This window comes from Vibrio sp. (assembly GCF_038138445.1).
Classification (GTDB): Bacteria; Pseudomonadota; Gammaproteobacteria; order Enterobacterales; family Vibrionaceae; genus Vibrio.
In genome coordinates this window covers 1-13,905 of the sequence record NZ_JAYQDQ010000099.1, presented here as the reverse complement: position 1 = coordinate 13,905, position 13,905 = coordinate 1, and the positions used below count along the sequence as shown (strand labels likewise).

The following is a 13,905-nucleotide window of genomic DNA, read 5'->3' as shown; positions in this document are numbered from 1 at the left end:
CATCTACCTTAACTTGATGATTTTTATCTAAATTATCAGGGGATTCCTCAGGGCTACGTGCTGGTCTTTAAAGTTCTTTATCGAGAGGAAGCTAATAATATAATCTTTTCCCTGTAGTGAAATGGCTTTAGAAAAGCTTTCCTTTTCATCAAGTAAAGGCTTAAGTGTATCCCTGTAAGTTTTTGCTTGATCAATGAGTTTTCTGTGGTTTACGCCACGTAGGTGCTTCTCAAACACAGCTTTGTCGTAGAAATAGCCCTCAGCCAAAACGCTGGGGATATAATTAGTTTTCATATCCTGAAACAGTTTTGAATCCACAGCATCTTGGCTGATGATAAACTGAAAGTCATTTTGAGGGTAAAGCTCGACAAGTAAATCGACAATACTGCCCATTGAAAGTGATACTTCTACACTACCAAGAGCCTGCTCTCCTTGGTTTATGGGGTAGACAAAACGATAGCCATTAAAAATACGTCCTTCTTCAAAGCCCTCTATTATTCTTTGTTCGGTATTCGCTAATCTCACGGATTCTCGAATGGAGAATAAGTTATCACCAAACTTTTCGGGCTTATGTACTCGAAGAAAGCTATCTCCGTTAGGAAAGTGGAAATGGAGTTGTCTAAAATTATGCGCTCTTAGAAGCTGATAGTCTTTTTTGAGTAGTTGATACAACTTAATCCTAGCTTCACCTCGCTTTCTACCTGTGTTATCAAGTGCTATTGATAACAGCTCGAGTACCTCATTATTGCTTACTATCTGTTGGTAGACATAGTGGGAGAATTTATTGTATACACCAATACTTGAACGCACTTTTGATTCCATAATCACAGAGTAATTATCAAGAATCCTGCGTTTTTGTTCACTGTATTCACCGAGTAATATGGCAGAGGATATAAAAATAATGGTGATGAGTATGCCCAGATGAACACAAAGTCGAAATCCTAGGTTGTTTTTTAAGCTTGGTGAAAATTTCAACTCAGTCCGCCCCCGAGTTAGAGATAATGATTAATCTATTAATGATAGAGTATTGAGTGACGGATTGCGTGAGTAGATGAGTTAAGAAAAGGCGCACACTGGCGCCTTAGTGTTGAATTATTTTACAGTGATTGTGTGAATGTTCGAGCAATAACATCTCGTTGTTGCTCTGTGGTTAGTGAGTTAAAACGTACAGCGTAACCTGACACTCTGATAGTGAGCTGTGGGTATTTTTCTGGGTTTTCGACCGCATCTTCCAAAGTTTCACGCTTGAGTACATTAACATTGAGGTGTTGACCTCCCTCAATACGTGGCGCTGTTTCAATCGCTACTTCACGGCTTTCATACTCACCGAGATCGCTGGTTGCAATAACTTGATCAGATGCATACTCACGCTCCGCTGCAACACATCGAGCTTCCCCTTTTTCAGTATCAAGTAACCAGATTGAATTAATTAACGCGTCATTGGCAGCTTTAGTAATTTGTATACCTTGAATCATGTCTATCTCCTAATCGAAATAATCGTTTGTTGGTGTTTTTTTTCTAAAGTTTTGTGCTCCGTTATTATATAACTCACTGTGGTTATCTTGATTTTGATTTTAATCAATGAAAGGTTAGTTATCATAAGTTGCTGATAATAATAACTTTGATTTAGATCATTATTGTTTTCTTTATGCCTCTCTCATCCACTATAATTACAGACGATGGACTCATCTTTAAATTTATTTTGTTGTTAATTTACTACATTTTGGCTTTTTACTTTGAGCTAGAGAGGATAAAAGTGCTTAAGAATGGTCAGTTTGTGAAAGTCAAAAGTGATAAAGCTACAATCGAGCTTTATGGCATTGTGATTTTCATCTTGAGAGGCATAAGTAGAAAGAAGTAGCTTCTACTGAGAGTGTGGATTGCCGCTTGTTGCTGCGTTTAGAGTGTTGAAAAGTTGCTGGCTGATCGACTTTTTCACCCTGTGACGCTTAATGTCAACCTTTATTAAGTTTATGAACCTTGGTAAAAAAATGTCTGAGATCTTGGAGTGGTTGACTAGCGATGTTTATAAAGCAGGGGTGTTTTCGAAACATTGGCACTAAATTTTCATAGCATATCTAGGTTTTCAAACTAATGAGGATATGATTATGCCGTATACATCCTTCTATACTCGTCCCCCTGTTTCACGTATGCCAATGCCAAACCGTCATGTAACAGGACAAGGACATCATAGGACTCCGCAAAAACATTGATTTAACGTCTTTAACCACTTTGTTCCTTTGACACTTTTTGCGACAATCAGTACAGCATTAATTCGAGAAGGAACAACACATGAGCCAGCGATTAGTATGGCATGATGTCATCGGAGCTGAAAAGCAGCAGGATTATTTTCAGCAGACCCTGAACTTCGTTGAGTCTGAAAGAGCTTTAGGTAAAACAGTATTTCCTCCAGCCAAAGATGTGTTCAGTGCGTTTCGATCTACCGAATTTGGCGATGTAAAGGTCGTTATCCTTGGTCAGGATCCTCATCACGTAACCAAGCACGGCCTGGGATTTTTCTGCTCAGTTCTTCCCGGAATTAAACCACCTCCTTCTTTAGTTAACATGTACAAAGAGTTATCTCAAGATATTGAGGGGTTTGAGATCCCAACTCATGGATATCTGCAAAGTTGGGCCGAGCAAGGCGTTTTGTTGCTTAATACTGTCTTGACCGTAGAGCAAGGTAAAGCGCATTCGCATGCAAAAACTGGCTGGGAGACGTTTACTGATAGGGTCATTGAATCAATTAATCGTCATCAGTCTGGTGTTGTGTTCTTATTGTGGGGATCACATGCCCAGAAAAAGGGGCGGTTTGTTGATCGTGAGCGTCATTATGTATTGTCGGCCCCACATCCATCTCCTCTTTCCGCTCACCGAGGTTTTTTCGGCTGTCAGCACTTTTCCCAGACTAACCAAATTCTCCAATCACTTGGGAAATCATCGATTGATTGGCGTTTACCTGCTGTGGTTGAAACGCAAGTTTAAATGCATCTGGGTGCTTATTTTTCGACCGATGTCAACTTTATCATGCTAGTTTCTATATACACTTATAACAAATATGGCTTAAGAGGTGTGTGTCATGATGATGGAAAGAATCCGTAGAGAGCACAGCTACATGGTTCGACTTTTGGCGGTATTGAAACAGAAAATTGTTCAACTGCAGACAGAGCAAGCGATTAACTACACTTTAGTTAAAGAAATCGTAGACTACATGGCCAATCATTCAGAGCGTGTACATCACCCTAAAGAAGATATCCTCTATCACTACTATATGGAGCATTACGGGCATAAGAAGGAGCTGCAAGACTTGGAACATGAGCACGAGTTGTTGTCAGATAAAACTCATACTTTCCTCAATACGGTGGAAATGATTTTGCAGGACGCTGTTGTTCCTCGGAATATATTTGTTGATCAGCTAGAGGATTTCATCTTAGCGCAAAAGCGTCACTTAGAGTTGGAGGAGCGTTCTATTCTGCCCTTAATCGAGAAAAGCTTTAGTCTTCATGATTGGCAAGAAGTAGAGAAACGTTGGAATGTTGGCGAAGATGATCCTGTATTTGGTGACACAATCGCCGAGGAGTATCAACAGATTGCTCATCGAGTTCGCCAAGGTGAACAAGAAAGTGTTTAGATAAGAAAGAAAAAGGAGGCACTGCGTGCCTCCTTATTGTGTCAGTAGTCGAGTTCATCAAAATCATCGAAGCCGATATCCATGTCCTTTAGTTCTCGTTGTAGTCTCTGCTTATCCTTAATTGCTTCAATTTCGCGCCATTTGCGCTTGACGGGTTTAGAGCGAGTTGCTCGAGTTTTAGGAAAATCCATTTCCATAATATCTTCAAAGTTTAAGCCTTCCATAAGCCACCTCTTTATATGATTTCTCTTTGAAGGGGTACAGATTTAATACCACTCTGCTTGAAGCCTAACCTTGATTGGTTTCTCATTTGTTACGATTGAATTAACTTTTTATGCATTTTTAACTGGGCCTCACAGAAAAATGATGAAATTTTGTTGATTTTTTATCCAAACAGAAAAGATTTAGTGCGCAAACTATCATAAATGAAATGTTAAAGCTGTGTTTAAAAATTGAACATTATGAGCTTGTGTGGGTGTGGTTTTAATGAGTTCTGTTTCTTATGGTTGTTATTGTAAATATCACTAAAAGGGGGGGAGGATGAGTCCTTGGTGTTAAAGGAGTGACTATCGTTTAAAGAACGACGTATGCTTCTCAGGTTGTCTATTATTTATTGTTGTTAAATTTTAATGCTAATGTTTTTTAGTTGTGTCTTTTTTGTGCTTTTTTGTGTTAGCTAATGGTGATTTTATAGTTAAAAGTAACACTAATATGAATTCTGATGCTTATTGATTTTTGACTTTGTAGGTTGCATTATCCGCCAGTCAAAAAATACGTTGTTACGTAAAATGGAAGCATGAGGCGCGTTTTACATATCTGGGTTGCACGATAAATAAACAATAATACTAAGCAAAGTTGACACTTGGTTAGCGACTGGATGGAAGGCAAGGAAGCATAGAACAGCGAACACTCAATATGAGGATCTTATGACAGATTTAATTAATTTGATGAATGACCTACTTTGGGGCTCGATTCTAGTTTATCTACTGGTTGGTGTCGGAGTTTACTTTACAGTCAGACTTGGCTTTATCCAATTTAGACATTTTGGTCATATGTTTTCGGTTTTGAAGAACAGCCGTAAAGCAGACAATGCAGGCATTTCATCATTTCAAGCATTATGTACTAGCCTTGCTGCCCGTGTTGGTACCGGTAATATGGCGGGCGTTGCTGTTGCGTTAACTGCTGGTGGTCCTGGTGCTATTTTCTGGATGTGGCTCATCGCTATGCTAGGTATGGCAACCTCTTTTGCTGAGAGTACATTAGCGCAGTTATACAAAACCAAAGATGATGACGGCAACTATCGTGGAGGCCCTGCCTACTACATGGAAAAAGGCTTAGGTATGCGTTGGATGGGCGTACTCTTTTCTATTTTCCTTATCATCGCCTTTGGTTTGGTATTTAACGCTGTTCAAGCAAACTCTATTGCTGGAGCAATGAACACAGCATTTGGCTGGGATGAAACATACGTTGGTATCGCAGTTGTTGCTCTTTCTGCTGTGATTATTTTTGGTGGTATTAAGCGAATCGCTCGTGTTGCTGAAATGATTGTTCCTGCGATGGCGCTATTGTATCTAGTTCTGGCTCTATTCGTTGTTTTTGCCAATATTGAAAAACTACCAGCAGTACTTAGCTTGATCTTTAAGAGTGCTTTTGGTTTACAAGAAGCAGCGGCGGGTGGTCTAGGCTACGCGATTGCACAGGCAATGATTAATGGTATCAAACGTGGCTTATTCTCAAATGAAGCCGGTATGGGTTCTGCACCAAATGCTGCAGCATCAGCGACACCTTATCCGCCACACCCTGCATCTCAAGGCTATGTGCAAATGCTAGGCGTATTTATGGATACCATAGTGATTTGTTCTGCAACCGTGGCTATTATTCTTATGTCTGGTGAATATGTACCTCATGGCGAAATCACGGGAATTGAATTAACACAAGCAGCCTTGAGCTCTCAAGTTGGCTCTTGGGGTGGAGTTTTTGTTGCTATTGCGATTTTCTTCTTTGCCTTTACTTCTATCATTGCTAACTATTCATACGCAGAGACAAACCTAATATTCCTTGAGCATAACCACAAGGCTGGTTTGGGTATTTTCCGTATTATTGTACTGGGAATGGTGATGTTTGGTGCGGTGGCTTCTTTGCCTATCGTTTGGTCGCTTGCGGACGTATCTATGGGTATGATGGCTATCGTTAACCTAGTCGCTATTCTGCTGCTTTCAGGAATCGTTATTAAACTTGCTAAAGACTATAACCGCCAGCTTAAAGCAGGTAAGGTTCCAACGTTTGATTGCAATGACTTTCCAGAGCTCAAATCACAGTTAGAAGACGGGATTTGGGATAACAGCAAAAAAGAGTCATAGACCTTATCTATAGTAACGATATGGAAAGCCATGCAGACATTGCATGGCTTTTTTTACAGCCAACATATCTAAATAGTTGTTTGGCATAATTAACAGTATCTATGCTTTTATTTGAATGATTTAGATTGATAGCCTAACTTTAATTTAGATTATTTGATTGAGCATTGTATGGAACACTTTTACCATCTTGTAGCAACAAGTCGAACAATAGAAATTGGTGACATCGAGTTAGGTGATTCACCAGATTCGTTAGACTTCACTGTGAGCAAACCGATGCGTTTTGATGGTGTTAACTTGTTGTTTTCCTCTGATGGTGAACCAGAGTTTTATGCCAACGCGTTTATTTTGAGTCGTCGTATTGTTGAAGGGGTTAAAGATACTGAGCCGACCTCGTATGCTCTGCTTCGCTTTTTTCGCTATCTAGGCAAAAACAATCTTAACTGGAATGATGAGAATGAAGAACTTGAGCGTTTCCCTATTTATCTCTTCAGAAGCTATTTGGATAAACAGATTGCTAAAGGAAACATGCGCCGAAGTGTTGGGGCATTGACCTTATCTGTGATCCGAAGGTTTTATGTGTTTTGCTACCGTCATGGCTATGTGGAGAAGCTTCCGTTTGAGGTGCATGGTCACAATAAATACGGTCAGATGCTCACCGACATTACCCTCAAAAGTCCAAAACAAGAGACCGAACTTACCCCAATGAATGACTTGGACATAAAGCACATTCGAGACAATTGGCATCGTGCGGGGATTTCTGGTGAGTTTCGACTGTTGGTAGCGACTGTAATTAATTCTGGTCTAAGAGCGATTGAGGTCGCTGATATAAAGCCTCGCCACTTCAAAGTACCTAAGGGCTTCAAGGGCAAAACCTACACCGAGATCAAGATTGGTCCCTCTCATTGTTGTTACACCAAATACAGCAAAGACCGTTCAATTTCGATGCCTGTTTGGTTAATGGAGCAGCTCAGTCAATACTGTGAAAGTGAGCGGTATAAGGAGCGTAAGCGTCTCTACTTCTTCAATACTGGTGATGAAGATGCGCCTGTATTTATCACAAAGGAAGGGAATCGTTTTAAAGAAGAGGGACAGCGGTCAAATTCAATAGACACGCTATGGGGGCGGTTAAGAAATGCGATTAAGGAAAACAGCAACCCTCACTTCGACCACGACTTTCACGATACTAGAGCAACCTATGCAGCGAATAAGTTAGACCTGTTGCTCAATATACCCGACTTGAGTACGACACAGGCGTTGAAACTACTGAAAGATGAACTTGGACACAAGGACTTATCTGTGACCATGCGTTATTTAACGCATTGGGAAGGCAACCCAACCAAGAACCAAGTGCCTGAGTTAATGATGGCGTTATTGGAAGAGGAGCACATCATATGACGGAGAACTTCGACTCAGATAAGCCTGATAACGTTCGTACCTATCGCTCTATTTCGACCGATGAAATGCAGTCAGACAACCCATTGTCCAATATTCATCAATGGAAATATGTCTGGGTAGATAGTAGTGGCTCAAACCGCACATGCGATTTCAAAGACTGGCTCAAATACAGCACTAAGCAGCATGTTTCTCTACTGATTTCCAAGTTTGAGCAATCAGGTTGGGCAGAGTCGAGTAAGTTCGCTAACTTTAAGTTTATTGATAACATTTTAAATCATAGCTTTACTAGCCAACCCCAAAAGCGTAAGTCTAAGGTAAAGTTCTCACCAGAAACGTGTGTGAACTATATTCAGGCTGCGTGGCTATCTCAGCGAACAACAGGTGTCGGATTGCATGGAAAGCCGATAAAAGCCAAAACGTTGGGATGGATGGCTTCAAACTACAATTCAATCCTAAAGAAGTTTGGTTTTGGGAATATACCTAAAGCAAGTCGCAACCTAGATACCGCGAGTGCATCGTTAGATTCCAAGAACTACACCAAGAAAGAGTTAAAACGCATCGTTCGTGCGCTGTTGTCGGATAGAAAATTACTCTACAAAGAGTATTTAGATAAGACCATCAGCGAAGGTAAGCGAACAATTGCATTTGATCGTCTTATCTCCAATGCGGTGTTCCTCTATGTGTATTACACCGCAGTGGGACAAACAGAGGCACTGAATACCTTTGTAGTGGAAGATGGTTGGAGTGTTGATAAGGCAGGCGGTAACCGAATCTCGGTAAAAGGTTTAAAAACTCGTGGCTACAAAGAAGAATCTCGTACCTTTACTCCAAGAGCGGTATCTAAAACCTTTTTTGAAGAACACTTTGAATTGTCGAAGCTGCACGCTGTTGCTTTGAGGCGAGATAAGCATTATCTCTTTAGGCGACGTAATGGCAAGAAGCCAACTGTTGATAATCTCAAGCTCTACATTACGGGGTTAATGCAGCGCTCTGTTTTACTGCAAACAATAAAAGCGGCAAATCCAGATTTTTCCTTAACCTGTAGGCGTTTGAAGTCATCCGTTAAACAGTACGCAGAAGAAAAGCTGGGGCGACAAGGCGCGATGGAGAGCAATCGTAATGCATCCGAAAGCACATGGAACAATTCAGACTACAGTAAGAACTCAAAGTCAGTAGCGCATTGTGAATTGGCTTTTGGCGCTGCCACACTCTTTGCGTTGGGCAGTAACCCAACAGGAGGGGTTACTGCCGCGATAGCAACAACGAAGGCGCAACACTGTGAGGTTTTATCTACGGAAGAGGCCGATGCCCTCAGAGCGTCTTCCAGAGAGCCTGTGGACGACATCGCTAACGGAGGGGTATGTAAAGGTGAAGATGTTCCGCAAAAACGTGAGTTTCAAAAAAGCAATCTAGAAACGGGATTGTTAGATGATGACGATGTGAAAAATACTGCTTGTGGCTATGTCATCAAATGCTTTATGTGCCGAAATTTTGCTGTCGTTGATGAGATTCATGACATTTGGCGCTTGTTGTCATTTGAACTTCGGCTCAATGAGGTGGTAGCCGCCCATAAAAGCCTTGACCACTTCATCAAGAATTTCAGCGAGGTGAAGTCAGCGATTCGAGACATAAAGAAACGCTTCAAGAAAAGAAACCTTAAGGCAGCGGAAAAATACTTAGAGCGGCAAGGTTGCCATCCTCTTTGGGATGAAGATTCTATTCAAGATATTTTTAAGGGGTAAGCATGTACAGTATTAGTCATGACCACGTATTGTTTGAAAAATACGCTTTGCCTATTGACGAAGCTTACCCCATGCCGACTGCAAGAACTGTAGTCAGCGTAAAGCGAGATGGCAGCCCTGCTTCTTACTTTGAGGAGGATAGCTGGGATTTTAATGACCTGTTCAATACCAAAAAAGAGAGGAAATCGAACTACATCTTAACGTTCGACGCCAATAAGCATAACCCCAAACTGGTGTTAGAGTTTAAGCAACGAATGTATTGGTTGATATGGGGCGGCAAAGAAACCTTGCTGAGTATGGAGGGGAAAACCTTCAGGAAGATTGAGCAGGTTAAAAATATACATAGTTATGTCAATTCATTACTTAAAGTGTTTGCGAATACTGCCATCAACGCTTTTTCTTATATTTCAAGTGACATTGTCTTTTCGCAAATTAAAGAGTCACTACGTGGGTTGAGTGAAGGATCTATTGCAAAAAAACTGGACTCTCTCAATGTACTCACACAGGTTAATTCACATTTTCCAGAGAGCACTAGGTTTCACATGCCCTACCAATACGGTGAAACCGCAAAAAAGGTTGCCAAGAAATATGCCGCTCATGGTAAAGGGCATTTTCCGACAGTCATCCCCATTATTTACGAGCAATACCTTTCTCGTTTAATTCAGGATGTGGAGTCTGCTTACCGAGACTTTTTGGGCGGTCGAGACCTCGAAGCGGAAGTCGAGGCAGAGTATCGTTCATTACAGACTGAGCATGATATCGAACGAGAAGTCGAAACTCTGTATCAGGAACTCATTGTCGATATTGAGGTTGAGGAAAAAGCAAAAAGCAGCGGCATCTCCCCTCAAGAGGTGCTTAATGACTATCGAGATAAAGCTAAGAACGAAGTTGAGTCTACCTATCGCAATAAAGCCCATAGAGGCGTTATTGATGCCTATAAAAAAGATAATGTTTTATTGGACGTGAAAGCGTATGCCCAATCAAAAGGGGTGACTGAAAAGCAAGCCATTGATGCTTTTAGAATGATTAAAGGAGCGTGTTTTGGCGCTTGTTCGGCATTCACGGGAATGAGGATAAGTGAATTAACCCAGATTGATGGTGACTCATACAAAGAGGTTGATATTGATGGCATTAAGCTCTGCACAATGCGTTCTTGGACGGATAAATTAGAAAAGCTAAGTCGTGAGGATACATGGGCGTGTGCGCCAATTTGTGAGAAGGCGTTATTAATTCTCACTGTCCTCAATGATAAATATCGCTCTATTTCGGGGGATATTCACCTCTCGCCACGCTTTTCACTCAAAGGTGAAGGCAAGGGATGGACAGGTGATACTATTAATCGTCAGCTAAAAGACACTCATCTCAATACTACGAACTTACGTGATATTTTCTATGATTACAGCCTTCATATCGATATTCGTTACGTTCCAGAAGAAATGGAAGAGGTTTTTAACCTGCTAAACCCCTTTGTCCACGAGAAGTTTAATCCAATACACAAAAATGAACATGGAGGGTTGTATTGGCGCTTTAGTACCCACTCATTGAGACGGACATTTGCTCATTTTGTGGTTGGTCATGGGTTAGTGTCATTAGCCTCGTTGAAGCATCAATTTAAGCATATACACCTTGCGATGACAGCCATTTATGCGAGTCATTCTGAGGTTCTAACGTTACTAGGCATTCAAAATCCAGCCCAAATTAAAGAACAGATCCAAAAGCAAGAAATAGAGTCTCACGCTAAGTACCTTAAGGGCATTGTCGAGCATCCAGAAGAACAATCAGGTGGCTTCATGAAGTTCATGAGTGGAGAGCCTATGGTGGTTGGTGACGCGAGGTTTAATCAGTTGATTGAAGACACGAAAGGCGCAAACAAATCGACAGGGTTTGGCACTTGTTTTTTTGGTGAGCTATGTAGTATGGGGCATTTGTTTGAGCCATCTAAATGCGTAGGCAGGGACTGTGAGAACCTGAATGTAAACAAGGTTGAAGCTGAAAACTGGGTGATAAGGCGAGAGAGATGTATTGAAAAAATTGAAAAAATGAAAGAAATGGGAATGTTCAACCGCAGCTCACTCGCTACGCAACTGAGTGATATAAGGACTGCGGAAAAAGTGATGGATGACCATAACATTCAATTTGAAAAATATCGAGTAGAGGCTCTGTAATGGCGACGGTGGTAACAAAGCTAGAGAATGCGTTTAAGGCCCTTTTGAAAGAGGGTAAGAAAATCAGTCCTTATGCTGTTGAAAGGCGAGCAGGAGTGTCTAATGGGTCATTGAAGAATCATATTGTTCTGCTTGAGAAGGTGTTAGCAGAGAAAGAGAAGTATGCCACTGACCCAACCAATGTAGGGGTTGTAAAGGCTAGAGCTAATAAAGCTAAGGCAAAGGTTTTAACGGATAAGTACCAAGAGGTTTTGGATAAAAGCGAAAAACTTCGAGCTGAGAACGAGCAGTTCAAAGGTGAACTGAAGGTAATGGCAGATAAAGTCGCTCAGATGACTTGGGAGTTGCACCGCTACAAAACCAAAACACGCAAAGACTCAACAAACGTACATAACTTGAAAGCATAAATTGAAGAACGACTAGTAGGTGTGTTTGCGGGGCATGTAACACGGAATTGTCGAGTAGACGACACCTGTTACCAAGTGTCGTCCCTCTAAGAACCCAGCGTGCAACTTTCACCGCACTAGGCTCAAGCCTTCACGAAGGCACCGATTGGCACCCAGCAACTTATAAAGCAGCGAGAGCAGGCTCATGCCAAGAGTTACGGCATTGCTTCTTTGATTTTCTCTTAGCCAAGTATTCTTGGTATTGAGGATCAAAAGGTGTAGCGGCACTCCTGATTTTCACATGTCTCTCTATTGGCACCTTGGCTATTTGAAACAGATTGAACTGACAATCCATATTCATGATCTTCTGCCAACCGTGAAATTGCCATTGACCTTGACGGTTGATGAAGTATTTAAGGGCGATCCAAGTTCTGGATTTTGTTGGATGACGCCTTTTAGCCCAGTGCCATAACGCATGGAATAGCTTGTGACCTACATATCCGAATACCTGTTTCGCAACGCAGTGTCGATAGTAATTCGACCAGCCCCTGAGTTTCGGATTTATCAACTTGATTAAATCGTTGACGGGGATGGTTGCGTGCTTTTTGATGAGTTCGCGCAAATTACTTAGGAACAGTAAGGTGTTGGATTTACTCGGCTTAATGAGTAACTTCCCTTTGTACTTCCTATGATTAAAACCTAGGAAATCAAAACCACGGCTGATATGGGTAATGTGCGTTTTCTCTTCGGAGAGTGTTAAGCCTCTTTCTGCTAAGAAATCAGCAATCAACGGTTTGATATCGTTCTCCAGCACTTCCTTTGAAGCGCAGGTGACGACGAAGTCGTCGGCGTATCCAATAAAGTTGGCTCTAGCACCCTTTTTGAATGCAGTAGACTTTATGTGTTGCTCAAGTCCTGCAAGCGTCATTAGCATCAAGGTCGGGGATATGACCCCGCCTTGTGGTGTTCCCTCGTCAGTACGGTAGAACAGCCCTTTATCCATAAAACCAGACTTTAACCATTGTTCCAACATGCGTTTATCTACGGCAATGTTGCTCATAAGCCATTGATGCCCGATCTTGTCGAAACAGGCTTTGATGTCTCCCTCAAGAACCCATTGAGCTGATTTCTTTAATGCCAAACACTTGAAACACTGTGCGACTGCATCGGCAGTGCTGCGGTTTGGTCTAAATCCATAGCTGTTAGGGTCGGCAAGTGTTTCTGATACTGGCTCCAGAGCAAGAAGATGAAGCGCTTGCTGCGCTCTATCGACCATGCAGGGGATACCCAGTGGTCTGAGCTTGCCGTTTTTCTTGGGGATGTAGATACGCTTGAGCGGTTTGGCTTGATAAGCTTTTCTGCTCAATTGATTGACTGCTTTCATGCGGCGCGTATCTGTATTCCAGATAACGCCGTCAATTCCAGGCGTTTTACTGCCTTTATTTTGAGATACCCGCTTAACAGCAAGAAGTTTTGCTGATCGCGAGTGAGTCAGTATCCACTGCAACGCTTTCGCTTTGCTGGGTTTACCTTCTCGTGTTGCCTTTGCAATACGCATCTGAAGCTTTAAAACATGAGATTCAACGTCTTTCCAATTGGTGGATTGCCATTGAGCACTGTCAGGAGAGGCACTAATCTCTTTTGAAATCATCATTTGCGTTTCTCCTTGAATAAAGTTCTTCAAATTCTCTTGCAACGGAAGACCAGTCGGAAGTCAGCCCACTTTCGTGATCAGATATGAATCTGTATCTGCATCGTTACAATGCAGCCTTCGCTTCTTCCAACCTCCTATACCTGCATCACTATCGGCCACGAAGGCTTTCCCAGAGGGAGTGATACAGGCTTACCGTGTTCCGTATGTCGCGCAATGTCAGTTTAGATGCCCGCTATAGTGCGGAGAGTTCAACGATCACGAAAGAGCACGGGGCAATCTCTTTCCGACTCTCGTGCCTTTTGGCTACAGCGTATTAACCACTTCCGCTGCTCATCGATTAACGCACCTTACGCGGATTCACTTATGTTCATCATGCTGACTACCTAGCACTTACCCAATTTTGTGGTTATCAGGAGGATCGTCCTCTCACGATTTAGATCCCGATCGGCAACTACCAACCTTCGTTACATTGTCAGAGCCGCTACTTTATTCAGGCTCCTAGGTTCATCTGGTGATACAGATGGTTCACTCGTTGAGCGGTGAACAGCGCTTCATACGACCTCACGTCGCAC

At 42.0% G+C, this 13,905-nt stretch carries 11 protein-coding genes; 7 read left to right on the top strand and 4 right to left on the bottom strand.

Translation table 11 applies throughout. The features are described from left to right. Nucleotides 1–27: 27 nt before the first annotated feature. Both AAFM34_RS18145 and grcA read right to left on the bottom strand, forming a co-directional pair. Entirely contained in the window at nt 28–975 is a 948-nt protein-coding gene (locus AAFM34_RS18145) for a cache domain-containing protein (protein ID WP_341665257.1), read from the bottom strand. A gap of 122 nt (nt 976–1,097) precedes the next feature. After that, entirely contained in the window at nt 1,098–1,475 is a 378-nt protein-coding gene (gene grcA / locus AAFM34_RS18140; protein WP_341665255.1) for an autonomous glycyl radical cofactor GrcA, read from the bottom strand. An 817-nt stretch (nt 1,476–2,292) separates the two neighbouring features. On the opposite strand from grcA, the gene ung reads away from it, so the two are divergent. Further along, nucleotides 2,293–2,985 (top strand): uracil-DNA glycosylase, encoded by a 693-nt coding sequence (gene ung, locus AAFM34_RS18135; protein ID WP_341665253.1) that lies wholly within the window; start codon nt 2,293–2,295, stop codon nt 2,983–2,985. A gap of 94 nt (nt 2,986–3,079) precedes the next feature. After that, nucleotides 3,080–3,631: a hemerythrin domain-containing protein gene (locus tag AAFM34_RS18130; protein ID WP_341665252.1), complete on the top strand. Its 552-nt coding sequence runs from the start codon at nt 3,080–3,082 to the stop codon at nt 3,629–3,631. Between the two features lie 41 nt (nt 3,632–3,672). Here the strand turns inward: AAFM34_RS18130 and AAFM34_RS18125 are convergent, their stop codons facing one another. After that, on the bottom strand, nt 3,673–3,855 hold the full coding sequence (locus AAFM34_RS18125; protein WP_341665250.1) for a DUF3545 family protein: 183 nt from the start codon (nt 3,853–3,855) through the stop codon (nt 3,673–3,675). 702 nt (nt 3,856–4,557) lie between these two features. Between AAFM34_RS18125 and AAFM34_RS18120 the strand changes: the two genes are divergently transcribed. From AAFM34_RS18120 to AAFM34_RS18100, 5 genes are all read left to right on the top strand, one after another. Beyond that, nucleotides 4,558–5,991, top strand: coding sequence for a sodium:alanine symporter family protein (locus AAFM34_RS18120; protein ID WP_341665248.1), 1,434 nt, complete (start codon nt 4,558–4,560; stop codon nt 5,989–5,991). Nucleotides 5,992–6,159: 168 nt separating this feature from the next. Next, entirely contained in the window at nt 6,160–7,386 is a 1,227-nt protein-coding gene (gene xerC / locus AAFM34_RS18115) for an integrase (RefSeq protein ID WP_341665246.1), read from the top strand. After that, nucleotides 7,383–9,128: a hypothetical protein gene (locus tag AAFM34_RS18110; protein WP_341665244.1), complete on the top strand. Its 1,746-nt coding sequence runs from the start codon at nt 7,383–7,385 to the stop codon at nt 9,126–9,128. Before xerC ends, AAFM34_RS18110 begins: the two co-directional genes overlap by 4 nt. A 2-nt stretch (nt 9,129–9,130) precedes the next feature. Further along, nucleotides 9,131–11,293, top strand: a complete 2,163-nt coding sequence (locus AAFM34_RS18105) for a site-specific integrase (protein ID WP_341665242.1) — start codon at nt 9,131–9,133, stop codon at nt 11,291–11,293. Further along, nucleotides 11,293–11,700 carry a hypothetical protein gene (locus AAFM34_RS18100; protein WP_341665240.1) on the top strand — a complete coding sequence of 136 codons (408 nt, stop codon included), beginning with the start codon at nt 11,293–11,295 and terminating at the stop codon, nt 11,698–11,700. Before AAFM34_RS18105 ends, AAFM34_RS18100 begins: the two co-directional genes overlap by 1 nt. 160 nt (nt 11,701–11,860) lie before the next feature. Here AAFM34_RS18100 and ltrA read toward each other — a convergent pair whose 3' ends face one another. After that, nucleotides 11,861–13,333: a group II intron reverse transcriptase/maturase gene (ltrA, locus tag AAFM34_RS18095; protein WP_341665238.1), complete on the bottom strand. Its 1,473-nt coding sequence runs from the start codon at nt 13,331–13,333 to the stop codon at nt 11,861–11,863. Between the last annotated feature and the right edge of the window lie 572 nt (nt 13,334–13,905).